This is a genomic window from Microbulbifer agarilyticus S89, assembly GCF_000220505.1.
Lineage (GTDB): Bacteria > Pseudomonadota > Gammaproteobacteria > Pseudomonadales > Cellvibrionaceae > Microbulbifer > Microbulbifer agarilyticus_B.
This window is the reverse complement of the sequence record NZ_AFPJ01000028.1, coordinates 169,789-193,115: the sequence shown is the minus strand read 5'-3', so window position 1 is coordinate 193,115 and position 23,327 is coordinate 169,789. Positions and strand designations below refer to the sequence as shown.

General features: G+C 59.6%; 19 protein-coding genes. 3 read left to right on the top strand and 16 right to left on the bottom strand.

The annotated features are described in order from the left end of the window. Positions 1-134: 134 nt before the first annotated feature. From AS89_RS0108545 to AS89_RS0108530, 4 genes are all read right to left on the bottom strand, one after another. The gene (locus tag AS89_RS0108545; protein WP_010132112.1) at positions 135-824 is read right to left on the bottom strand and encodes a hypothetical protein; all 690 of its coding nucleotides are present in this window, start codon (positions 822-824) and stop codon (positions 135-137) included. Positions 825-1,113: 289 nt separating this feature from the next. Further along, a complete protein-coding gene (locus tag AS89_RS0108540) occupies positions 1,114-1,824 on the bottom strand; it encodes a hypothetical protein (RefSeq protein WP_010132111.1) in 711 nt (236 codons plus the stop codon). A gap of 309 nt (positions 1,825-2,133) precedes the next feature. Then, a complete protein-coding gene (recG, locus tag AS89_RS0108535) occupies positions 2,134-4,239 on the bottom strand; it encodes an ATP-dependent DNA helicase RecG (RefSeq protein WP_010132110.1) in 2,106 nt (701 codons plus the stop codon). Beyond that, on the bottom strand, positions 4,236-5,159 hold the full coding sequence (locus AS89_RS0108530) for a hydrogen peroxide-inducible genes activator (RefSeq protein WP_010132109.1): 924 nt from the start codon (positions 5,157-5,159) through the stop codon (positions 4,236-4,238). Before AS89_RS0108530 ends, recG begins: the two co-directional genes overlap by 4 nt. 233 nt (positions 5,160-5,392) lie before the next feature. On the opposite strand from AS89_RS0108530, the gene AS89_RS0108525 reads away from it, so the two are divergent. Next, a complete protein-coding gene (locus tag AS89_RS0108525) occupies positions 5,393-5,647 on the top strand; it encodes a GlsB/YeaQ/YmgE family stress response membrane protein (protein WP_010132108.1) in 255 nt (84 codons plus the stop codon). A gap of 254 nt (positions 5,648-5,901) precedes the next feature. After that, on the top strand, positions 5,902-6,780 hold the full coding sequence (locus AS89_RS0108520) for an NAD-dependent epimerase/dehydratase family protein (RefSeq protein WP_010132107.1): 879 nt from the start codon (positions 5,902-5,904) through the stop codon (positions 6,778-6,780). A 45-nt stretch (positions 6,781-6,825) separates the two neighbouring features. Here AS89_RS0108520 and AS89_RS0108515 read toward each other — a convergent pair whose 3' ends face one another. From AS89_RS0108515 to AS89_RS0108465, 10 genes are all read right to left on the bottom strand, one after another. Beyond that, on the bottom strand, positions 6,826-7,209 hold the full coding sequence (locus AS89_RS0108515; RefSeq protein WP_010132106.1) for a RidA family protein: 384 nt from the start codon (positions 7,207-7,209) through the stop codon (positions 6,826-6,828). A 378-nt stretch (positions 7,210-7,587) separates the two neighbouring features. After that, positions 7,588-9,705: a RelA/SpoT family protein gene (locus AS89_RS0108505; RefSeq protein WP_010132104.1), complete on the bottom strand. Its 2,118-nt coding sequence runs from the start codon at positions 9,703-9,705 to the stop codon at positions 7,588-7,590. Between the two features lie 57 nt (positions 9,706-9,762). Next, positions 9,763-10,026, bottom strand: a complete 264-nt coding sequence (rpoZ, locus tag AS89_RS0108500; RefSeq protein WP_010132103.1) for a DNA-directed RNA polymerase subunit omega — start codon at positions 10,024-10,026, stop codon at positions 9,763-9,765. A gap of 161 nt (positions 10,027-10,187) precedes the next feature. After that, positions 10,188-10,811, bottom strand: a complete 624-nt coding sequence (gmk, locus tag AS89_RS0108495) for a guanylate kinase (RefSeq protein ID WP_010132102.1) — start codon at positions 10,809-10,811, stop codon at positions 10,188-10,190. Positions 10,812-11,101: 290 nt separating this feature from the next. After that, positions 11,102-12,346, bottom strand: a complete 1,245-nt coding sequence (locus AS89_RS0108490; RefSeq protein WP_010132101.1) for a sterol desaturase family protein — start codon at positions 12,344-12,346, stop codon at positions 11,102-11,104. Between the two features lie 254 nt (positions 12,347-12,600). Next, complete coding sequence (locus AS89_RS0108485) at positions 12,601-14,691, bottom strand: S8 family peptidase (protein ID WP_010132100.1); 2,091 nt, start codon at positions 14,689-14,691, stop codon at positions 12,601-12,603. Positions 14,692-15,040: 349 nt separating this feature from the next. Continuing rightward, complete coding sequence (locus AS89_RS0108480; RefSeq protein WP_010132099.1) at positions 15,041-16,255, bottom strand: MFS transporter; 1,215 nt, start codon at positions 16,253-16,255, stop codon at positions 15,041-15,043. Positions 16,256-16,289: 34 nt separating this feature from the next. Then, positions 16,290-17,528 carry a glycosyltransferase gene (locus AS89_RS0108475; protein WP_010132098.1) on the bottom strand — a complete coding sequence of 413 codons (1,239 nt, stop codon included), beginning with the start codon at positions 17,526-17,528 and terminating at the stop codon, positions 16,290-16,292. A 61-nt stretch (positions 17,529-17,589) separates the two neighbouring features. After that, positions 17,590-18,468, bottom strand: a complete 879-nt coding sequence (locus AS89_RS0108470; RefSeq protein ID WP_010132097.1) for a DUF1295 domain-containing protein — start codon at positions 18,466-18,468, stop codon at positions 17,590-17,592. A gap of 68 nt (positions 18,469-18,536) precedes the next feature. After that, complete coding sequence (locus tag AS89_RS0108465; RefSeq protein ID WP_010132096.1) at positions 18,537-19,370, bottom strand: helix-turn-helix domain-containing protein; 834 nt, start codon at positions 19,368-19,370, stop codon at positions 18,537-18,539. Between the two features lie 184 nt (positions 19,371-19,554). Here AS89_RS0108465 and AS89_RS0108460 point away from each other — a divergent pair, with 184 nt between their 5' ends. Continuing rightward, a complete protein-coding gene (locus AS89_RS0108460; protein ID WP_010132094.1) occupies positions 19,555-21,357 on the top strand; it encodes an acyl-CoA dehydrogenase in 1,803 nt (600 codons plus the stop codon). Positions 21,358-21,433: 76 nt separating this feature from the next. Here the strand turns inward: AS89_RS0108460 and AS89_RS0108455 are convergent, their stop codons facing one another. Next, positions 21,434-22,126, bottom strand: a complete 693-nt coding sequence (locus AS89_RS0108455; protein WP_010132093.1) for an aspartate/glutamate racemase family protein — start codon at positions 22,124-22,126, stop codon at positions 21,434-21,436. A 188-nt stretch (positions 22,127-22,314) separates the two neighbouring features. Next, entirely contained in the window at positions 22,315-23,199 is an 885-nt protein-coding gene (locus AS89_RS0108450; RefSeq protein ID WP_010132092.1) for a YicC/YloC family endoribonuclease, read from the bottom strand. Positions 23,200-23,327 lie beyond the last annotated feature (128 nt).

Below are 23,327 nucleotides of genomic sequence, written 5' to 3'. Positions count from 1 at the left end.
CGCTCAACCATCGCCTGAGGTGGTTGGCCTGACAGGTCTGGATTAATAGTTACCCGGCCTGTAACAGCGAAAAAGGGCGAGGCGCGTGCGCGTCTCGCCCTTTTTTTATTGCCGTATCGACGATGAAACGGCGATCAAACGGAGGCTAAATCGCGCAGCGCATCTGCCTCCAGGTGGTCTTCCATGCGCTCCACCAGCTCCTCAACCATTTCGGTGAGGGCGTCCTTGATGGCTTCCTCGGTATTGTCCTCCGTGGCGCGGCCGTCGAGATGACTGCGGACCCGATATTTTTCGGTAATTTTCAGCTTGCCGATATCGATACGCTGTTCACGTAGGGTGTTGCCATTGCGCCCGGCGAGGGTGAAGCGAAACTCTCCGCTTAATGCGACGAGCCCCCGCTCGGTATCGAATTCTTTGCCGGGCTTGATGCTGTTCAGGTGTTTGACCACCCGGATCTGGATATTGTTTTCCAGGTTCAGCAGGCCGTTTTCCTTCACCAGCGGCACTTCCTCATCTTCCAGGTATTCGTACAACACCCGGGCAAACTCGCCATGGATATGCTGGGTGTAGCTGCGCACCGCCTTTTGCTTGAGCTCGGCGAGCCCGCCGCCGTTGCCGGCCATTGCCAACATTAACTGCATATCCCCGGAAACGGGCATGGGAACGTCGATGGCGATTTTGCCGGGGGTAATAACGAGACTGGGGACGTGGTCGCTGCCGCCCCAGAAACTCTCCTGGGCGATGGCCTGGTCGAGAGTGGTTGTGGCTAGTGCCAGGCTGCACAGGCCCGCAGCCAACAGCCGGCGGATTGCTTGGTTTCTCATACATCGCTCCCTGTTTTATTTTTATACGGGGAAGGTGTGTGGTGTACGCCGTGGCAAGGGTTAGCCCTTGTGAAGTTAGACGTCTGTACCAAGCTGCCATTTATTGTCGACAAACGCAAAAATATTTCGTGACCTGTGCGTCAGGCACGCTGGGGGTTGTGAGGTAGTTCCCGGCGAGGGTGCAATAAATGGGGTAAGCGCAGCCAGAGTGGAGGGGCTCACCACCACCCTCTGTGGTGGCGAGCAATGTTAGTTCCGGCTTAATGGGGTGGGTTGGGGTCAGTTGGGATTAGCTGCGACCGGTAAGCTCGAGCAGCGCATCCGCTTCCAGGTCGTCCTCAATGCGGTCGAGGATGCGTTTCACCAGCTGGTCTGCCATGCGCTGCAGTTGCTCACCGGTGTTGTCCTCGTTTTCGTCCCCGTACAGGGAGGTCTTGATCTGGTACTTGCCTTTCAGCCGCAGGTTGGCAATGTCCAGGCGTTTTTCTCTCAATACCCGCTCCCCCGGGGCCTGCAGGCGTAGCAGGTAATCACCACTGGCGCTGAGGTTACCGCGCTCGATCTCCACGTCGCCCTTGGTTTTGAGGCCGCTCAGCTGCTTGACCACGGAAATATCCACAAAGTTAAACAGGATCAGTGAGTGGTTATCGCTGCGCAGGGGAATCTCTTCATCGGCAAAGAATTCGCGCAGGGCGCGGTCGAGGCGCGCCTGCAGATACTCGCTGAACTCGCGGCTGGCAGATTCCTTGGCTGCCGATACGCCGCCGCCGTTGGTGGCTTGCGCGAGCAGGCTTTCGAAGTCGTTACCTTGCAGCGGTGTGGGTACCTCTGCCGCCACTTCGATTTTGGCGAGAGTGACATTGAGGACGGGCTGCTCCTGAGCATGCGCCAAGAGCCCGCATAAACTGGTACACAGCAGTAGGCCGAGGCTGGCGAGACGTTGTACGGTGCCGCTGGGCTGGGTGAAGGCTGCGCTGTTGAACATGTTGCGCTGACTCATTCAGCTGACTCCTGCACCTGATTCTTTCAGGTGTTCGCTATGCAAATATGGGTGTCGCGGGTGCAGTGCCCGTGGACTCTTATCGTAGGAACGGGCTAGCGGCCCGGGGCTGGCAAATTGCCCTAACAATGAGGCTGCCACCACCGGTGGAGGAGTGCAAAAATATTAGTGACCCGAAGTGACTAATTGGTCCCAGCAATGATGGTTGACTGTCGGGACAGCACTAGCGGCGACGAAAGCCAGTAATAGAAAGCAGTAGCGGAAATCGGTGTCGGTAGACGGGAGTTGGGGGCCGGGCCCAGGCTGCACTCAGGCCTCGGCAAAGCGCGGCTTGTTGTGCAACCAGCGGCGCACCAGCGCTGAGCGCGCCTCTTCGCTCAACTGTGGCGCCGCGGCAATGCGCTGCACCTGCGGCAACAGGTGGGCGTCCCGCTGCAGGTCAGCGATACGGTGCTGGATCTCGCCCGTCTGGCGGGTGCCGAGGATCTCTCCCGGGCCGCGCAGGCGCAGGTCTTCCTCGGCGATGGCGAAGCCATCCGAGTGACTGCGCAGAGCTTGCAGGCGTGCACGGCCGTTGGCGGACAGTGGCGTTGAATACATCAGCACGCAGTGGCTGGCGATGCTGCCACGCCCTACCCGGCCGCGCAACTGGTGCAGCTGGGCGAGCCCCAGGCGCTCGGGGTTTTCGATAATCATCAGGCTGGCATTGGGCACATCCACGCCCACTTCGATTACCGTGGTCGCCACCAGTAAATCCACCTCGCCGGCCTTGAAGGCCTTCATCACCAGCTCTTTGGCTTCCGGCTTCATGCGCCCGTGCACCAGTGCCACGCGCACGCCGTCCAAGGTGTCCGCCAGTTCCTCGGCGGTGGATTCTGCGGCCTGGGCCTGCAGGGTCTCGGACTCTTCAATCAGGGTGCATACCCAGTAGGCCTGTCGGCCTTCGCGCACGGCGCCCTGCACTCGCTCCATCACATCAAAGCGGCGTTCATTGGAAATGGCCACGGTATTGATCGGCTGCCGTCCGGGTGGCAGCTCGTCGATCACCGAGCAGTCCAGGTCGGCAAACGCGGACATGGCCAGGGTACGGGGAATTGGGGTGGCGGTCATGATCAGCTGATGGGGCTGGGTGCGAGTCTCGCCCTCGACCGCGCCTTTTTCGCGCAACTGCAGGCGCTGGCGCACACCGAAGCGGTGCTGCTCATCAATGATCACCAGCGCCAGGCGGTGGAATTCCACACCTTCCTGAAACAGCGCGTGGGTGCCGACGATCAACTGTGCATCGCCATTTTCGATTGCCGCCAGTTGCGCGCGTCTTTCCGCGACCTTCATGCTACCGGTGAGCCAGCCCACGGTAATACCCAGTGGCTCCAGCCAGCCGCTGAAGTTAATGCGGTGCTGCTCGGCGAGGATTTCCGTGGGTGCCATCACCACACACTGGTGGCCGGCGCCGATCGCCTGCAGCGCCGCGCGCGCGGCGACCAGCGTTTTGCCGGCGCCCACGTCGCCCTGTAACAGGCGCATCATGGGGGTAGTGGTGGCGAGGTCATCGGCGATTTCCCTGCCCACCCGCTGCTGGGCGTTGGTGGGCGTAAATGGCAGACGCGCAAGGAAATCCCGCTCCAGCGCCGCATTCGGCGCTAGCGGTGGTGCGGCAACCTGGGCGCCGTTACGACGCAACTCCAGCAGGCTCAGGTGGTGCGCGAGCAGTTCCTCCAGCGCCAGCCGCTGTTGTGCCGGATGCTGGCCCTCGGCCAATTGGGCGAGGTCAGCATCTGCCGGTGGCTGGTGCAGATACATCAGTGCACCCACCAGCGGCAGCTGCATTGCCTGCGGCAACAGCTGGGCCGGCAAAAGTTCGCTCACGTTGCCCTGGGCCAGCCAGTCGAGGCCCTGGCCGATCAGTGCGCGCAGGCGCCCCTGCCCCAGTCCTTCGGTCAGCGGGTACACCGGGGTCAGGGTTTCCGCGTTGGGGGATGTGGTCTCGCTGAGCACCTCGGTTTCCGGGTGATACAGCTCGATGCCGGCACTGCCGCGGCGCGCTTCGCCATAGCAGCGCACGCGCGTGCCCGCCGCCAGGCGGTTTTTTTGGGCTGCAGTGAAATGGAAAAAGCGCAGCGTCACGCTGCCGGTGGTGTCCTGAATGCGCACCGCGAGACTGCGGCGGCGCCCGAAAATGACGTCCGCTGCGCGCACTTCACCTTCGATGACGGCGTCCATGCCCGGGCGCAGGCCTGCCAGCGGTACCACTCGAGTGCGGTCCTGGTAGCGCGCAGGCAGGTGAAACAGCAGGTCCTGCAGGGAGCTGATGTGCAGTTTGGCGAGGGTTTCCGCGAGTTTGGCGCCGACACCCTTGAGCGCGGTGACGGGAATTTCTGCCAGGGGTTTTTGCGGAGGATTCTGCGGCTGGCTCACGGACTCTGCAGCTGGCACTGGTTGATGGCGTCGCGCAGCATGTCGATGGCGCGATGCCGGGGAAAACTGGCGCGCCATGCCAGCGCCACGGTGCGTTGCGGTGCCGGGGCGACAAACGGGCGGGTCACCAGCACGCCGGTGGCGTATTGCGAGGCGGCGGCGGCAGACAGCGGCAACACCGTGATGCCCAGGCGTGACGCTACCATATGGCGCAGGGTTTCCAGGGAACTGCCGTCGGCGGCGGTGCGGATATGCCCGCTGCCGGCTTCTTTCTCGATGGACTGCTGCAGCTGCGGGCAGGCTTCCAGAACCTGGTCGCGGAAGCAGTGGCCTTCACCCAACAGTAATACGTTGTCTTCACACAGCTGGTCCGGGGTCAGCGCCTCGTATTTTGCCAGCGGGTGGTCCGAGGGCATCAGTACCACAAACGGCTCGTCGTAGAGCGGCTGGGTTACCACATCCGGCTCGGTAAATGGCAGTGCGATGATTACCGCGTCCAGCTCCCCTTTGCGCAGCCTTCCGCGCAGGGTCGAGGTATAACCCTCTTCGACATACAGCGGCATCTGCGGCGCCCGTTGCTGCAGCTGGGGAATAAAGTGGGGAAACAGGTAGGGGCCAATGGTAAAGATGGCGCCCACCGACAGAGGGCTGCTGAGCTGGTCCTTACCGGCGCTGGCGATATCCTTGATGGCGGCGGATTGTTCCAGTACCAGCTGCGCCTGCGCGACGATACGCTCTCCTAGTGGCGTAGCCTGCACCCGGGTCTTGGAGCGTTCGAACAGGGCTACGCCGAGTTCTTTCTCCAGCTTTTTCACCGCAATGGACAGGGTGGGCTGGCTGACAAAGCAGCGCTCCGCCGCGCGGCCAAAATGCTGTTCCTGCGCCAGGGTAACGATGTATCGGAGCTCGTTCAGTGTCATGGTAAACGCAATCAGATAAATCCAGGCGATAGAGTTTATTCATAAACACCCCCCGGCGGCCAGCAAAACCGCCGGGCCATTGTGTAAATGTCACAATCTAGAAAAAAATGCTATTAGGCAGGTTTATGAATAGTAACTTTTGCTATTAACTTGCGCACCGCACCGGCAATGTGGCGCTTTTTTTACTATACATGGAAGGCAAGCGTTCAAATTACTGCAAGCGGAGGATCGCTATGGGAATTTTATCTTGGATTATTCTCGGACTTATTGCCGGCGCGCTGGCCAAATGGATCATGCCGGGGCCAGACCCGGGCGGCTGGATTGTCACCATGGTCATCGGTATCGTAGGCGCGTTTATCGGTGGCTGGGTCGGTAGTTTCGTCGGGCTTGGCACCACCGGCGGCCTGTCTCTCGGTAGTATTATTACCGCGGTAGTGGGTGCAGTTATCTTGCTGTTTATCTATCGCATGGTGAAATCCCGAGGGTGACGAAGCCTCATTCGTCTATTTGGTACGGGGCCCCGATTAGCAGCGGGCCCCGTTCACAGATTTTGTCCGCAGAACGGGCTATAAATAGCTAATCTGACTGAAAGTTCATCGCAGTTCGACATACCGTCGGGCATGCAGTTCGGCGTGCAGTTGAGCGAACAGTTTCGACGTATAATTCTAATCGCGCCCACCAGCGTGAAGCGCGAACGATATTGGGACCGGCGTTCGGTACCCAGGGGAAAAAGCAAGCGGTTATGGCAAAGGAAAAAGTCTGGATCTTCGGTTGCGGCGATCTGGGGACACGCCTCGCACTGAAGTTGGATCGCAAGGCGTACGATGTGTTTGGCGTGCGGCGCAATCCGCTACAGGCACTGGCACGCAAGCGCCGCGCGGACGTCGTCAACTGGCGCCGCGGCGATGCTACCAAGACTGAGGATATCCATCGCCACCTGAGCCAGGGTGCCGACATTGTCATCGCCACCTTCACCCCCGGCGCCAGCACCCCCCAGGCCTACCAGCGCGCCTATGTCGAAACCGCCACCTGCCTGCGCCAGTCCCTCGCGGATATGGAAAAGCCTCCGCGCCTGCTGCTGTGGGTTTCTTCTACCCGTGTGTACGGCCAGAGTGGTGACCAGTGGTTGGATGAGCGTTCCCAACCCATGCCAAGCAGCTTCCAGGGTGAAGCACTGCTGGCCGCGGAAAAAATTGCCCAGCAAAGTGTGACCGAAACCTGTGTGGTGCGCTTTGCCGGTATCTATGGCCCCGGCCGCGATCGCCTGCTTTCGCAAGTGCGTGCCGGCCGCTGTGCACCGCCCTCACCGCCCCAGTTCAGCAACCGCATTCACGTGGACGACGCCGTCGGTTTTCTGGCGCACCTGATCGAGGGCCAGAAAACAGGCATGCCGCTGGAAAAACTGTATATCGGTGCGGACTGCACCCCGGTACCCATGTACGAACTACAGAGCTGGCTGGCAAAGTCGATGGGCTATACCAGCGCGCACCTGCGCGAAGAAGTGGCCACCAGCGAACGTCGCTCCAAGAAACTGAGCAACAAGCGCATGCTGGATAGCGGCTATGAAATGCTGTATCCGGATTACCGCGCCGGCTACCGCACCCTGCTGGAAAACGATTGATTCACAAGCTCGCGCCGCCCCTCCCGAGCGGCGCGCGGCAATCCCTCAGATCACAAGAATACCTTCCGCCTCGAACTGCGCACCCTTGGGCAGTTCACTCACGCCTACCGCCGCACGCGCCGGGAATGGTTTGGTAAACATCTCCTGCATCACTTCATTGACGGTAGCGAAATTGCTCAGGTCCGTGAGGTACAGATTCAGCTTTACCAGGTCATCCAGGGTACCGTTCGCGGCCTCGCACACCGCCTGCAGGTTCTTAAATACCTGCACCGCCTGCTCACGGAAATCGTTGGATACCAGTTCCATGGTTTCCGGGACCAGCGGGATCTGACCGGACAAGTAAATAGTGTTATCGACCTTGACCGCTTGGGAATAGCTGCCGATTGCTGCCGGTGCCTTATCGGTTTTTATCACGGCGCGATTGGGCATGGATGACCTCTCCTGACCCTATTGGGGCCTACTTACTGAAAAAAGGAAGCGGGAGAATATAGCGCGGTTTTGTAGGCTTGGGGAGCGGCGCAAAGGACCAGAATGCGATATGCGGAACTCATCCACAAACTGAGAAAATTCGCGCAAAAGCCGCGCGAATTTCACAACAACCACGCAATCCACATCCGCAAAAAACCCCAAGCCCAAACCAACCACGAAGGCCCGTCACGGGTGCCCATCCGACAAACGATTGCCGACAGGTTGTTTGGCGGATGGGCACCCGTGACGGGCCGGACCCAGGCGGAAGCGATCAGCACCTATTGAAGAGGGAGCTGGCCAGCAGAATACTGACCGCAAAGGGATGTAGGAGCCTGAAAATCAGGGCCGCGCGATCTTGATCACCGCCGGCAAGTTACGCAGCCGTTTCATCACCTGCGCCAGGTGCACGCGGTTGGTCACTTCCAGAGTGAGGGCAATGGTGCTGTGCTGCGCATCTTTCTCGTCCACATGGATCTGCTCGATGCTCGCACCCTCTTCGGTAATACGCGTCGCCAGGCGGGCAATGATGCCGCGCTCGGACTCCACCTCCACCCGCACATCGCCAAGGAACTCGCCTTTTACATCCGGTGACCAGTTCACCGCCATGATGTTTTCCGGATGCTCGCGCAACTCCGCCGCATTGCGACAGGTATCCCGGTGCACCACCACACCCTTGCCGGAACTGATGTGTCCCATAATCGTGTCGCCGGGAATTGGGCGGCAGCAGCGGGCAAAACTGATCATCATGCCCTCCTGGGCATCGATGGTCAGCGGCGAGGAAATATTGCTCGCCTCGGTCTCGGTGGTACCCGGTGGCACCAGCAGTTTGGCCGCGGAGAATGCCGCGCGGTTGCCGAGACCGATCTCCTCCAGCAGGTTCTCGAAACTCTCGTAATGGGCTTCTTTCACCCCGCGCTTGATCTGTTCCTTGGTCAGGTCAGAGAGCTTGAGGTCGAACTTGGTCAAAGCCTTTTCCAGCAGGCGTTGGCCAAGGGCAATGGAATCGTGATGGCGCTGGTGCTTCAGGTAGTGGCGAATGGCACTGCGCGCTTTCGCGGTCACCACGAAATTTAGCCAGTTCGGGTTCGGCTGCACATTCTTGCTGGTGAGAATCTCCACCTTCTGGCCGCTCTCCAGCGGCTGCGACAACGGCGCCAGGCGCTGGTTGATGCGTACCGCCACACAGGAATTGCCGATATCGGTGTGCACCGAATAGGCGAAGTCCACCGCGGTGGCGCCGGCGGGCAGGTCGATGATTTTGCCCTTGGGCGTGAACACGTAAACCTCGTCCGGGAACAGGTCGATCTTTACGTTTTCGATAAATTCCAGTGAGTCGCCGGCGCGCTGCTGCATCTCCAGCAGGCCCTGCACCCAGCGGCGCGCACGTACCTGGCTGGTGCCGCCGGTATTCAGTACTTCGTCGCCAGACGACTTGTACAGCCAGTGCGCGGCAATACCGCTGTTGGCCATCTCGTCCATTTCCTTGGTGCGGATCTGTACCTCGATCGGCACCCCGTGCATACCCAGCAGCACCGTGTGCAGCGACTGGTAGCCATTGGATTTGGGGATGGCGATGTAGTCCTTGAACTCGCTGATGACCGGTTTGTAAAGGTTGTGGATAACCCCGAAGGTGCGGTAACAGGTGTCCACACTGTCGACGATGATGCGGAAGGCGTAGACGTCCATGATTTCCTTGAACGACTTCTTCTTCGAACGCATCTTCTGGTAAATGCTGAACAGGTGCTTCTCACGGCCGATTACCAGTGCGTCGATATTCTCCCGCTCCAGGCGCAGCTCAATGGCGTTCTGGATTTTTTCCAGCAGCTCCTTGCGGTTGCCGCGGGCGGCAACCAGCGCGGCACGCAGACGGCTGGCACGCAGTGGGTAGATAGCGAAGAAGGCGCGGTCTTCGAATTCGATCCGCACATCGTTCATGCCCAGGCGGTTGGCGATGGGCGCATAGATTTCCAGGGTCTCGCGGGCAATGCGCGCGCGCTTGCTGGGCTTTAGGGAGCCGAGGGTGCGCATGTTGTGCAGGCGGTCGGCGAGCTTCACCAGAATCACGCGGATATCCCGCGCCATGGCCAGGGCCATTTTCTGGAAGTTCTCCGCCTGCTTTTCCGCCGGGCTGTCGGTCTCAAACTGGGTCAGCTTGGACACCCCATCCACCAGGTCCGCAATCTCCTCGCCAAACTGCTCGGCCAGCGCCGCTTTGGGGATGCCGGTGTCTTCGATGACATCGTGCAACATGGCGGCGGCCAGGCTCTGGGCGTCCATGTGCATGCCCGCGAGAATGGTGGCAACTGCGAGAGGATGGGTGATGTAGGGCTCGCCAGAGCGCCGTGCCTGGCCCTCATGGGCCTGCTCCGCGTAGAAGTAGGCGCGGCGGACGAACTGGATCTGATCGGGGGGAAGATAGGACGAGAGGCGATGGGCCAGACTATCGATCGTGTGCAAAGCCGCGCTCGCCTCTTAGATTTCCTGCAAATCCTGCATTAATACGTGGAATCGGGATTATAGGTCCTGCTCGGACAGGAATACCGGCGCCGGGGAAGCGGCCTGTACCGGTTCTTCTTCCGGCTCGTCCAGGATGCTGGCGTCAACGAAGCCCTCTTCGATTTCGCGCAGGGCGATTACGGTGGGCTTGTCGTTTTCTTCCGCAACCATCGGATCGCGGCCGCCGGTAGCGATCTGGCGAGCGCGCTTGCTGCCAACAATCACCAGCTCAAAGCGGTTGTCTACGTGGTCGAGGCAATCTTCAACGGTAATACGTGCCATAAAATCTCTGTTCCAGTTTGGGTTTGCCCGCGTGCGGGCAAAAGGACAAATTCTGTTGTCTGGTCGGTCGGCCCGACGCGGACGGGGTTGACTATTCTACCGGACCGCGCGGTGTACGCAAATCGAACAATGCGTTCTTCGCGTTGTTTAACTGACCTTTTTTACGCTTGCTTGCGCAGTAAGGATTGCAGCAGACCTGCGTGCTGCTCCTGCTGCCGTGCCAGCCGCTGCCGTTCCGCCACCATGATTGCGCGCAGCTCATTCAGCGCGGTGGTGAAATCGTCGTTGATCACCAGGTAATCGGTCTCCACGTAGTGGGACATCTCGTCGATCGCCTGGGCCATGCGCTTGTCGATCACCGCCTGGTCATCCTGGCCGCGCCCGGTCAGCCGCTCATGCAGTGCCTGTTGCGACGGCGGCAGGATGAAAATACCCACCGTCTGGGGCATCAGCTTGCGCACCTGCTGCGCGCCCTGCCAGTCGATTTCCAGAATCACGTCGCGACCACTGGCGAGGGTTTCTTCCACCCACGCTTTGGACGTGCCGTAAAAATTCTCAAATACCTGCGCGTGCTCGAGGAACGCATTTTCCTGCAGCATGCTCGCGAAGCCGTCGTGGTCCACGAAATGATAGTTGATGCCGTCGATTTCACCGGGGCGCATGGGCCGGGTGGTGTGTGACACAGACACCGTGACCTGAGTATCGGCCTCGATCAGCGCTTTGACGAGACTGGTTTTACCGGCGCCGGAGGGCGCGGAGACCGTATAGAGAGTACCTGTGGACACGGCGAACCTTGCTGCAGTGTGAGTAAGTGGGGTGATGGGCGGGGATTATAGCGAATGCGAGCGCCGCGGAGCGAATGTCACGGCCTTGGAGCGAATGTAACGGGCGCGGAGCGCACCGGGGACCACCCGGGGAATGCAAAACAGGCGAACCCCGACCGGTGCTGGGGGCAAAGTGTTGGGCTTTTCCGGTCCGCCTGCCACGGGGAGGCAGGGTTCCCGAAGCCGGTCGAGGTGCCTGCGGAATCACAACCATGCCTTTGGGGAAGGCGGGCTACTGCGGATTCCTTGCGTTAATGACTAACGGGCGTGACTGTATCGTCTTTGTCGCTAAAAACCAACCACCACCAGAGTGTCGCGCTGGCCAGGCAGTAGCCGGCAACCGCGGCCCAGATCAGCGGTGGCATAAGCGGAATCGCCGCGGCGAGCACCGCCAGTCGACCCAGTTCCCAGTAGCGGGTGCGCGGATTACCGTCGAGGATGCGGCCATTCAGGACCAGTCCGGCCACCATCATCGCCACGAGCAGCGCGCTGCTGCCAAAGCCCAGCAGGCTGTTGTACTGCAGCAGCGCCAGGGTAGCGGCGGAATAAACCAGGTGTTGGGCCAAGGCATACCAGCGCACGCCGCGACTGATTTGCGGGTCGAAGCGCTGGAAGTTGTCCAGGTCACTGCTGGGGACGGGCATCGCTGCTTCGGCATCCGCCGGGCGGTAGCCGGTGGCGCGGAACCACAGCGTCAGTTTTTCCTTCCAGCTCTTGGTGTACAGCGCGTCCAGCCACATGCGCTTCAGGTGCTGCAGATTGGCGGCGAACGGGTCAAAGGTATTGAGCGGCTTGCGCACACCGTAGATGCAGGGCTCGTCGTCCAGCTCTTCCTGATAGGTGCCGAACAGGCGGTCCCAGATGATCAACACGCCGCCATAGTTGCGGTCTACATACACCTTGTTCTGGGCGTGGTGCACGCGGTGGTTGGACGGTGAAACCAGGATCCATTCCATCCAGCGGATCTTGGGAAACTTCTGGGTGTGCACCCAGAACTGGTAGATCAGGTCGATGGCACCGGCGGTGAGCAGCACTTCCGGGGGCATCCCCACCAGCAGTAGCGGCAGGTAAAACATCCACGACATGGGAAGAAAGTCACTGGACTGGCGCAGCGCGGTAGTCAGGTTGTACTCCTCACTCTGGTGATGCACCAGGTGCTCCGCCCAGAAGATATTGATCTCATGGGCAATGCGGTGTCGCCAGTAGTAGCAGAAGTCGTACAGGATTACCGCCAGGGCGATGTGCCAGGGGTTATCCAGCGACCAGTGGATGCCCAGGCTCTGGTAGGTGGGCTCTAGCATCTGATAAAGCGGGATGTAGAGGAGCATCAGCAATCCCACCCGCAGCAACCCGAGCAGGCGACTCAAGATACCGGCGCTCAGGCTGCCAAGCGCATCGTTGAGACGGTACAGGCCCCAGCCGCGCCAGCGGTCCAGGGTGAGCTCGAGCAGTACGGCGAGCAGAAAAAATGGAATGGCAGCGGTGATCAGTCCCACGGGCACCTCGGAAATCGTCGGTATGATTATCTTTGTTGTGACTTGCAGGCAATCTTGCCACAGGGCGCGGGGTGAGCAATGTCCTGAGAGACCGGATTTCGAAATCCGTGTGTTTTTGGTGTTGCCCAGCGCTCAGGTGTGACGGCGAGCGGTGCCCCGCCCCGCGAATCTTGCGCTGCGTAAACAAAAAAGGCCGGCAAATGCCGGCCAATCAAGGAGGGGTAATTCGGATTCAGCGGTAATTATTATTTACTTCAGGGTGCGGCTTCCGCCTGCAGGGTTACGCCCGAATAGGCGCTGTAGCCGCGGATACTGATGTACCAGGTGCCCGACTGCGGGTTGCTGATACTGCAGCTTTCATTGTTGCCCCAGCGATAGGGGCGGCAGTCGTAGCTGCTGGTGGTGGGTTGGCTGCCGTAGCGCACATACAGGTCACCATCGCCGCTGCCACCGCTCATCAATACTTCCAGCGTGCTCATGCCGCTGTTCACATCCAGGGTGAAGTGCTGCCAGGCACTGGCAGAGCCGGATACATTGGATTCGGTCCAGCCGGTAGCACCGCCGCCGCCATTCCCCGACTCGTCAAAACTGCCCACCAGGCTCACCCCCGAGAAGGTGCTGTAAGCGCGCACCATCACGTGATAGGTACCCGCCTGCACATTGCTGATGGAGCAGGTCTCGTTGTTACCGTTCAGGTATGGGCGACACTCGTAGCTACCAGTGGTCGGCTGGCTGCCGTACTGCACGTACAGGTCCGCGTCACCACTGCCGCCGGAAATCTGGAAGCTCAGGTTGCTGGCGCCGGCCGGTACTTCGAGGGTATAGCGCAGTTCCTGCCCGGAGCTTGCCGCCAGGCCAGTTTCAGCCACGCCGTTGCTGAGTGCACCGTCACCCGGGTCCGGATTGCCGCCACCGCCGCCATTGGCTGCCGCCACTGCCGCTGCTGCATCCACGATGCCGGAACCACACTGGCTGCAGGAGCCGGGGAAGCTGCGCGCGGTGCTTTTCAGATTGGCTTCCACCTCATCCGGCGTAATTCCGCCGTCTACCGCATACAACAGTGCTGCCGCACCCGCCACATGCGGCGCCGCCATACTGGTGCCTTGGTAGAACGCGTAGTTGTCGCTGCCGGGGCCCTGGGAGCCGCTGTTCAGTGTGGAAAGCACGCCGTTGCTGCTGGTCGCGGTTTCGCCACCCGGGGCCGCTACATCCACCACGCTGCCGTAGTTGGAGTAGTAAGCGCGGCTGCCGGCGCGGGTGGTGGATGCCACGGTGATAACACCGGAGCAGCTCGCCGGGCTGAAGTTGCCGGCGTTAGCATTGGAGTTACCCGCCGCAACCACCACAGTGGTACCGAGGCTGCGTGCGGTATTGATGGCGTTCTGGGTGGTGGTATCGCAGCCACCGCCGCCACCCAGGCTGAGGTTCAATACCTGCGCCGGGTTGGCATTGGCGGGTACGCCGCTTACATTGCCACCGGCGCCCCAGATGATGCCGTCGGCAATATCCGAGGTATAACCACCACAGCGGCCCAGTACCCGGATGGGAACAATCTTCGACTTGTAGGCGACGCCGGCAACACCGGTGTTGTTGTTGGTTACCGCGGCAATGGTGCCGGCCACATGGGTACCGTGCCAGCTACTGCCGCGCGCCGGCTCACCCTGACCACAGGCACCCGCTGGCGACCAGTCGCCGGGGTCGCTGGCATCACTGTCGCGGCCGTTGCCGTCTTGCGCCACGGTGGTGTCGGAAATCATGTCGTAACCGGGCAGCAGGTTTGCATTCAGGTCCACGTGCGGGCGGTAACCGGTATCGATCACCGCAACCACAACACCCTCCCCCTGTGTCACATCCCAGGCCGCCGGCAGATTGAGCCCGCCGGTAGATTCAAAGTAGTGCCACTGCTGGTTGTAGTTGGTGTCGTTGGGGGTGGCCATGGGGCGCATCAGCCGGTCTGGCTCGGCGTATTCCACCTGCGGGTCCTGTTGCAGGCGCGCAATAATCGCGTTCATTTCCGCTTTGCTCGCACGCTTCTCAAGTTTCATTAGCTGGGCACCGGTTGCGAGGCGACGCATATGTTTGAAGCGGTGGCCGGCGGTGCGCGCGACACGGTCGATGGCGGTTTGCGACATGGCAAGGCTGTTGGCTCCGGCCGCGGTGTTCTTGTATTTCACGATGATGCGGTCGGTGACCATTTCCTGCGGGGCCACGCTGGTGGCGGTAAGCTCCGGTTCGACCGCCTGCACAGAAAAGCTGGTGCTCAGGCCGGCGCTTAGCAGCAGTGCGGTGACACCGGCGCGTCCGGATGTGCGCACACTCCGCGCCAATAGATTGAATAGTTTCATTGTTGCGAGTTTCTCCTTCATTATTTTTATCGACGAAGCTGGGTACAGCCGCCGCTAAAGCACTGCGGAACTCCTGGGCAGCGGCCGCGGTATCGGCGATGCAATGGTGTCGCATCGTAATCCGTGGCAAGGGTGTGACGAGGAGATTTGTTTCGACCTCAGCGCGATATTGAGACAAGTCTTTGGTTTTCGCGCCAAATTTAGGTTGAAATTGGTACGTACGTATCTGTTTGCCGGGTGGGTGTGACGGAGGTCTCGCCCGCGGGCGCCGAATCTATCGCGGCGCTTTTGCAGCACCGGCGGCTGCTCGAGGGCAGAGGTAGGTATTGGAGATGAGTTAAGAGCGCGTTCAGATTTGGCGCGCGCGCCACCGGGTGAGGAGAAACCCGCAAACACCGAGTACCGGTCCAGGCAACAACAGCCAAACGGCAGTCGGGCCGGTGACTGCAATCAGCTGGCTGAGCGCAGCAATGGAAATGACGGTGATACCGAAGCCGATGGAGTTTTGGATCGCCAGTGCGGCGCCTACCAATTCCCGCGGACAGGCGCTCGCCGACAGCGCAGAAAACTGTGGCGAATCGGCGATGACCGATGCCCCCCAGATTGAAAACAGTACCACCAGCCAAACCGCCGACAATCGATCCCACAACAGGGCAAAAATCAGCACACAGCAGCCGGAAATGATCAGCGCGGTGATCGCAACCACGCTGCTGCCCACGCGACGCGATAGCAGCCCACCGACGATACAGCCCAGCGCACCAATACCAATAAAGGCAAACGACAGGCCGGCTACCCCAACGTCTAACCCCACCTCTTGGAATACGTCTGCCAGCCCGACACTCGCAATCAGTAGTGGTAACACCGTCCAGAAGGCATACAGCTCCCACATGTGTCCGAAGTAACCCCAGGCCGCCGCGCGAAACCGCGGAATGCGGAATGCCTGCAGCACCGCGGGTGTGGCAAAGTGCTTGGTGCGGGAGCTGTGATTGGCGCTGACGGGTGCGGGTAGATGCGGACCATCACCGAGCCGCAAGATCAGCAGTGCAGCGACTATCGCGAGCACTGAAGAGGCGGAAATAATCCACTGCCAGGGCACGTCCGCACCCAGCTCGCGCAAACCGTGCGGCAGCGCTGTGCCAAGGGTGAGCATGGCCACCAGCTGTGCCAGCGCGGCACCGGCGCGCTCTGGTGCCCAGCTCACCACCAGCTTCATACCCACCGGGTAAATACCGGCCAGGCAAATACCCACGAAAAAGCGCAACACCAGCGCAGTGAAAATATCATGCGCCAACCAGGCGAAGCAGGCGTTGAACAGGGCTCCGGCCAGTGCGCTAAAGACGAAAAGCCGACTTGCGCGGAAGCGGTCGGCGATACCGCCGAGCGCGAGTACCAAGGTGCCGAGAATAAACCCGGCCTGCACCGCGTTCGTTAACCAGCCGATATCCGTTGCGGTCACCTGCCAGCTCGCCATTAAGTCGTCCGCCGCCCCATTGGCGCTGAACCACAGCGAGGTACCCAGCAACTGGGCGATGGCGATGATGGTGACGGGAGCGAATAGGCGCATGGTTGGTTAGTTGTTTTGTCGCAGCGGCAATGACTTAGTTGCTATCTGCCAATTTGTTTTTTGTCTCGATCCAGCGGCTCATAAATTCCTCGGCGCGGTGTTCGGTGCGCCGCAGGATGCGCCCCCAGATATTACGGTTGCGATGCGCCTCCAGGTCCGCGGCAATGGCTTCGATGCGTGCGAGAAATTCCGGCGCATGATCCGCGTAGCTAAATCCGCTGGCGAGAGCCCGGGTACCGGCATTACGCACCTGCTGCCACGCCGCCTTGTTTTGATACAGCTCTGCGGTGGTTGAAGCAAAGGTATCCGGGCAGTCGCTCACCGGGTAACCCCAGGCATCCGTGCTCGCCATGGATTCCGCACCGATGGGGGTGGTCACGGTGGGCGTACCGGACAGCCACCCATCGAGAATCTTGCCCTTCTGGCCCGCGCCAAACCGCAGTGGCGCCAGGTTCAGGCGATAGCGGGCCAAAGTCGCCAGTGCATCGTCGGTACGCCCGACAATGCGCAGCCCGGTCTTTGGTTTGTGGAAACGCTGCATGGCATGGTCGGCGTAGGCACCGTACACATGGCACTCCACCTCCGGCAGTAAAGCGCGCACCCGCGGCCATATGGCTTCGGCAAACCACGCCACCGCATCGCGGTTTGGGGCATGTTTGAAGCCGCCGATCATTGCCAGGTGCCCGCGCTGTTCGAAATCCGGCAGTGTGTCGAGGTCTGGCATTTCCCGCACCAGAAACGGCAGGTAGTGCAGTTGCCAATCCGGCAGGCAGAAGTGCTGCTGGAGCAGGTCCACTTCCACTTGGGAGATCATCACGGTGAGATCGCAGCGCGCCATGGCCGCGATTTCACGTTCCGCGCTCGCATGGAACAGGTTGAGTGCTTCGCCGGTTTTTGCTGCCTGATGGCGCGCTTCGCGCAGGCTATGAAAATCGCTGGTATCGAGAATGGTCATTGCCCGGGGGCACTGCGCGCGCACCCGCCAGCCGAACTGCTCTTCCATCATAAAGCGATCGTAAATCACCAGCGTCGGATCCAGCTGGCGCACCCAGTCATCAAAACTGGACTCGTTCACTTCGATCTGATGTTCGCCGTATCCGGACTTTGCCTGAAAGGGCGTGGGCTGCGCAGGGCTGGCAATTTCCACGACGTAGCCCGCCTCGGCGAGCAGGTCGAGAATATCCAGCGTGCGCCGGCCGGCGGCTGTGGAGGCGGGTTCGGGCCACTGCTTGGCAATCAGCAGGGCACGCTTCAAAGAGGTATCGGAAAGCATTCGCGGGATTATGCCAGTTAACGCGGCCTGCGCGTATGCACTCTCCGTCCAATGTGCGTGGTTATTGCGCCCGCGTGGGTATTGGCCACAACAGGCGGGTGCGCGCCTTGTAGCGTTGGTAGTCTGCCTGGTCACCCCAGTTTTCGTCGGCGCGTTTTTCCAGCATCGGCACACCACTGATATAGCGCAGCAGGACAAAGACGAAAACCGGTGAAATCAGTGCCGCCCACTGGCTGCCTTGCAGCACTGGCACTGCAATCAGTGCGATACCGGTCCACAGTAATATCTCGCCGGCGTAATTCGGGTGCCGTGACCAGGCCCACAAGCCGCTATCGATATAGCGGCCCCGGTTTGCCGGATTGGCTTTGAAGCGGGATTTCTGTGTATCGGCGACCACTTCGATGGTCATGCCTAATAACCACGCCAGTGTTCCCGCCAGCGCCCACATACCGAGTGGCTCGCTGTGTTTACTGGTAAGCACCACCAGCGCGCAACAGGCGGTAACACTGACCCACAACCCCTGAAGCGTCCATACCATGAGAAAGCGCATAAATGATGGTTTTATCTCATCGAAACGACGGTCTTTGCCATCTTTCCGAATACGGAAGAATAAAAAGGAACCCAGGCGCAGCGCCCACAGGCCAACCAGCGCTGCCACTAGTGTGGCGCGCGACGATGACTCTGGGTTTAACCACAGCGGCACCAGCACCACGCTGAGATAGGTCACGCTGCCGGTCAGATCAAAAAATTTCTCGGTTTGTTTGCGAAAAGAGGGTATGAAAACCAGCCACTGTATGACGAATGCCAATACAAACATCCATACCAGCAAGGGTGCGCCGGCAAACCAGACACTGTGCGACGACAGTAGTGCGGCCAGGCCCGCCGCAAGCGCCAGTATGACGGGGATGGCAAGCGCGGAAATTTTTTCAGCTTTATTCATGGGCACCCTGCATGGTTTGCGTGGACGTGTTGATCCTTACTTTAAAAAAGCCTGACTGGATTAGTACGCTAGTAGAAAAGTAAGGGGTGCGTGAGGTCGGCACTTATTGTCTGACTCAGGTCAAGCGCGTCATCTTCAGGATAGAGTGTGTTAATGGCCAGGCGCGGTTCGGATACATAAGAGGCCGGCCCCACCGCACCCACATTCAGGCTTACGTTGAAAAACTGCATATGCTTGCCTTTATAGGAATGTTGTACCCGGTAGCTGGTCATGGGTTCCAGGCGTGACGCAATCTCAGCCCAGTCCTCTGGCACATCCGCGTGGTTCGCTAGCTCACGCACCATCCCTTGGTAAATAGGATCATTGGTCAGCAGCGCTTCCTGTTGCGCATACATAAGAATCATTGCCAGCATGTGCCGCCAGGATTCCTGGGCGGCGCCCTCTGCTGGTGGCCGGAATAAAAACTCGAAATAGTTTGCTACCCCGGCCAGCTCCTTCTCGCTGACCACTTCTCGATAAAAGGCTACCCAACTGCGATTGACCATCAGCAGTCGGCCGTAGCGATCCATGAGCACCGCCGGGTAGGGGTCCATCGCCTTAAGGGTAAGCAGCGTCGCCTTGCGCAACCATTTGAATTCCGCTGTGGTAAAGTCGACGGTCTGGCTGCACGCCAGATATCCTGCCGCCAACCGCAGGTAACTGCTGTCGCGCTCGCCGAGCTGCAGCGCCTCACTGACCGCGGCGACGAGTGATTCACTCGGGCGCGCTCTGCCATTCTCCAGAAAGCTGATGTGGCGGGTTGAGGATTGCAGGTTGAGTGCCAGGGCCTCTTGACTGATGCCGCGCACCTGGCGCCAAAAACGCAAGAGGTGCCCAAAAGCTGGATAGGCTGTATCGCTCATATTGCCGCCGAAAAGAAATTCACCACGATAATGCGTGCCGCAGGGCCGCCGAATTTGACCTAGCCCAAACTTGACCTGAGAGGTAATGGCCGAGTCTATCAACAGGGTCAACAATACCCAACTGCGGGCAAATGCTGTCCGAAACAATCCGCAACCGGTCCGGCTTATAAAAATTGGGTGATTTATGCCAGCACAAGTGCTCAGCGAACGCGATCTCACATTCATGCTCTACGAACTGTTTGATGCGGAATCCCTAACCGCGCGTCCGCGCTATGCCGAACACAGCCGCGAGACATTTGATGCCGCCATCGCTACCGGCAAGACGGTTGCGCTGAAACACTTTCTGCCGATCCGCCAGAAGGTGGATAACCACCAGCCGACGTTCGATGGCAACAAGGTACACCTGATTCCCGAAATCAAACCGGCACTGGACGCAGTGATTGCAGCGGGTCTCGCCGCGCCCGCCAGTGACTTTGCAAGTGGCGGTATGCAATTGCCACTCATCGTTTCCAACGCAGCCCAGGCGCATTTGTCGGCCGTGGCCAGTACCACTCTGGGATATATTTCTCTGACCGATGCCAATGCCAACCTGATTGAGGCACACGGTTCCCCGGAACAGATCGACACTTGGGTGCGTCCCATGCGCGAGGGACGCTTTATGGGCACCATGGCGATGACCGAGCCTGGTGCCGGTTCCGGGCTTGCGGACCTCACTACCACAGCAACGCGTGAACCGGATGGAAGTTATCGACTCACCGGCAACAAGATTTTTATTTCCGGCGGCGACCACGAACTCAGTGAAAATATTGTGCACCTGGTGCTGGCACGGGTTAAGGGTGCGCCCAAGGGCGTGAAGGGAATTTCTCTGTTTATCGTGCCGAAATTCCTGCTCAAAGAAGACGGTAGTCTCGGCGAGCGCAACGATGTGGCGCTGGCCGGCCTGTTCCACAAGATGGGCGGTCGCGGGCACACCTCCACCGCGCTGAGTTTTGGTGAAAACGGCGGCGCCGAGGCCTATCTGGTGGGCGAAGAAAACAAGGGACTGATGTATATGTTCCACATGATGAACGAGGCACGCATTATGGTGGGCACCGGTGCCGCCCTCACCGCGCTGACCGGCTACCAGTATTCCCTCGACTATGCACGCGAGCGCCCCCAGGGTCGGCTATTGGGAAACAAAGACCCGCAATCTCCGCCCATTCCGATTATCGAGCACGCCGATGTGCGTCGCATGCTACTCGCGCAGAAGGCCTATGCCGAAGGTGCCTATGCCCTGTGTCTACTCGGTAGCCAGCTGGCCGACGACGCAAAAACCGCAGAAAGTGAACAAGCCCGCACGCAGGCGCACACCCTGCTCGATTTCCTGACCCCGATTATTAAGACCTGGCCTTCGGAATACGGACCCAAGGCCAACAACCTGGCGATTCAGGTTATGGGTGGCCACGGCTATATCAATGAACACCCGGTGGAAATGTTTTACCGGGATAACCGCCTGAACCCGATTCATGAGGGCACCACCGGTATTCAGTCTCTCGACCTGCTCGGGCGCAAGGTGCCGATGAATAACTTTGCCGGTTACCAGGCAATGCTCGCGGAAATACAGGGCACCATCGAAAGCGCGCGCGATACCGAGTTGAGCCTGTTTGCCGAGCAGTTACACGCGGCTGTTGCGGAGCTGCAACAAACCACGTCTGTGGTGCTTGGTGCCACCGCGGAGAAAAATATCGATCTGGTTTTCTCCAACTCGGTCAGTTATTTGGAGATGTTCGGGCATATTGTGGTGGCGTGGATCTGGCTGCGTCAGGGCCTCGCTGCCGACAGAGGGATCCGCGCCAGTCCGCACACAGAAGATGAGCACTTTTATCGCGGAAAACTGCAGGCGATGCAATTTTTCTTCCGCTCGGAATTACCAAAAATCTACCATTGGTCGCAGCTGGTGGGAGAAATTGATGGCACCAGCTTTGCGATGCAACCGGAATGGTTCTAGCTATGCAATCGTACAGTGCCAAACGATCTGGTAAGGCTTATTAAGCGGTGCAAGATGGGCCTGCGCAGTGGCAGGATTAAGCCGCTGCGAGGGCCTGTGCCTTGAGCAATGCCAGCATGCGCTCCGATGGCAGGAACAGTTTGATACCGTCACAGTGGCTAAGCAATTCATCGTAGAAATAGTCAAAGTGGGTGCAGCCGAGAATCAGGATCTGCACGCCGCTTTTCACCAGCGCCGCCGCCAGGTCATCCAGCGCGTGCTGTTGCACCAACTCCGCCGGCGATACCCCGTCCTCAATATCCTCCACAATCTGCAGGTTGCCGATGCCGATGACCTTGGCACTGCGGTTGCGCAGTAGGATTTCCCGCTCGATGTTGGCGCAACTCTGGCAGTTGGCGGCGAGCAGCCCAAAATTGCGATAGCGCTGGGTCAACTCCGCATACACGTCCAGCGGTGAGACCACCGGGATCGACACCGTCGCGCGCACGGTATCCAGGTCCACCGCGCCAGACAGTGAGTTGCAGTAGATCATCGCCGCCGCAGCACCCTGCTGCTGCAGTGACTCAATCGCATTGATCAGTTTCTGGGTGAGAGCGCCCCGCTCCAGCGCCTGCAGCTGGGTTTGCGCCTGCGGTGAGGCAGAAAGGGAGATGCCCAGCCCCACTATCTGGCGGGCAGCGAGAAAATCGAGGCCAAAACGGGTATCTGTCGCGGTACCTGCAACCACACCGATGGAATACTCATCACTGTAAACATCATTGCATAGCACAGCTGACCTCGAACTTATCTATATTTGCGGATATGCATATTTATCCACAAGTGGCGCGGTCAGTCGAGGTAAATTCAGCCTGGTGGTAGTTAAATGGTGACGAGAATAATCGATGCAGTCTGAAATGCGGATTCCACGCACTGGCCGCAGCTCAAGGCGCGCTCGCGGCCAGGTTGTGTGATCGAGCTTTACTCGATGTTTTGCACCTGCTCGCGCATCTGCTCGATCAATACCTTCAGCTCCACCGCAGCCTGAGTGGTGTCAGTTACTATCGCTTTGGATGAAAGCGTGTTGGCCTCGCGGTTGAATTCCTGCATCAGGAAGTCAAGGCGACGGCCGATGGGGCCGCCGTTTTTGAGTACCCGGCGGGTCTCGGTGATGTGGGCGTCGAGGCGGTCCAACTCTTCATCCACATCCGCTTTTTGTGCGAGCAGCGCGATTTCCTGCTCGATTCGATCCTTGTCGATTTCCTCGAGCAGTTCTTCCAGCCGGGTTTTCAGTTTTTCGCGCTGGTTTTGCAGAATCTGCGGCAGTAGCGCACGCACGGTGGTGACCTGGTCGTTGATGCCAGCGAGGCGGGCTTCGATAAAGCCGGCGAGTTCGGCGCCTTCGCGCTCGCGGTTTTCCACAAGCTGTTTCAGCGCCTGCTTGAAGCCGTCGAGGATGGCGTTGGCCTGTTCCTGCGCATCGGTTTCCGGTTCGGCAATCACCCCCGGCCATTTCAGGATTTCCATGGGGTTGAGTGGCAGGCTGTCGAGACCGCCAAGACCCGGTGAGACTTGCTTGGCCGCCGCCAGCAGTTGCTCGACCAGTGGCTGATTTACTTCAATCGCCGCAGCCTCGCCGCTCACGGCCCTGAGGTTCAGGGTCATTTCCAGCTTGCCGCGGTTCAGGGTTTTGCGCAGCTGTTCACGCAGTTTAGGTTCCAGTGCGCGGGCAGCTTCCGGCAGGCGGAAGTGCGGTTCCAGGTAACGATGGTTCACCGAGCGCATTTCCCATACGGCGGTACCGGTGGAGTAATTTACCTCGGCACGCCCGAAAGCGGTCATGCTGCGCACTTTGTTATTGGCCATACTGCCGTGCTCCAGAAATGCTCTAATTGAGCATACGTGTTGGAAAATGAGCGGCAAATCATAGCACAGGGTGATTGTGTGCTTTGATGGCTATAATGCCGGGCTTGCAAGTTAACGATGATTCTAAA

Excerpts from the sequence above, each read along its gene's own strand:
- AS89_RS0108520 (WP_010132107.1), top strand. The coding sequence starts at position 5,902 with ATGGCAAAGGAAAAAGTCTGGATCTTCGGTTGCGGCGATCTGGGGACA.
- AS89_RS0108475 (WP_010132098.1), bottom strand. The coding sequence starts at position 17,528 with ATGCTTTCCGATACCTCTTTGAAGCGTGCCCTGCTGATTGCCAAGCAG.
- AS89_RS0108545 (WP_010132112.1), bottom strand. The coding sequence starts at position 824 with ATGAGAAACCAAGCAATCCGCCGGCTGTTGGCTGCGGGCCTGTGCAGC.
- AS89_RS0108470 (WP_010132097.1), bottom strand. The coding sequence starts at position 18,468 with ATGAATAAAGCTGAAAAAATTTCCGCGCTTGCCATCCCCGTCATACTG.
- AS89_RS0108525 (WP_010132108.1), top strand. The coding sequence starts at position 5,393 with ATGGGAATTTTATCTTGGATTATTCTCGGACTTATTGCCGGCGCGCTG.
- AS89_RS0108515 (WP_010132106.1), bottom strand. The coding sequence starts at position 7,209 with ATGCCCAATCGCGCCGTGATAAAAACCGATAAGGCACCGGCAGCAATC.
- AS89_RS0108480 (WP_010132099.1), bottom strand. The coding sequence starts at position 16,255 with ATGCGCCTATTCGCTCCCGTCACCATCATCGCCATCGCCCAGTTGCTG.
- AS89_RS0108465 (WP_010132096.1), bottom strand. The coding sequence starts at position 19,370 with ATGAGCGATACAGCCTATCCAGCTTTTGGGCACCTCTTGCGTTTTTGG.
- AS89_RS0108450 (WP_010132092.1), bottom strand. The coding sequence starts at position 23,199 with ATGGCCAATAACAAAGTGCGCAGCATGACCGCTTTCGGGCGTGCCGAG.
- AS89_RS0108530 (WP_010132109.1), bottom strand. The coding sequence starts at position 5,159 with ATGACACTGAACGAGCTCCGATACATCGTTACCCTGGCGCAGGAACAG.
- AS89_RS0108540 (WP_010132111.1), bottom strand. The coding sequence starts at position 1,824 with ATGAGTCAGCGCAACATGTTCAACAGCGCAGCCTTCACCCAGCCCAGC.
- AS89_RS0108460 (WP_010132094.1), top strand. The coding sequence starts at position 19,555 with ATGCCAGCACAAGTGCTCAGCGAACGCGATCTCACATTCATGCTCTAC.
- rpoZ (WP_010132103.1), bottom strand. The coding sequence starts at position 10,026 with ATGGCACGTATTACCGTTGAAGATTGCCTCGACCACGTAGACAACCGC.
- AS89_RS0108485 (WP_010132100.1), bottom strand. The coding sequence starts at position 14,691 with ATGAAACTATTCAATCTATTGGCGCGGAGTGTGCGCACATCCGGACGC.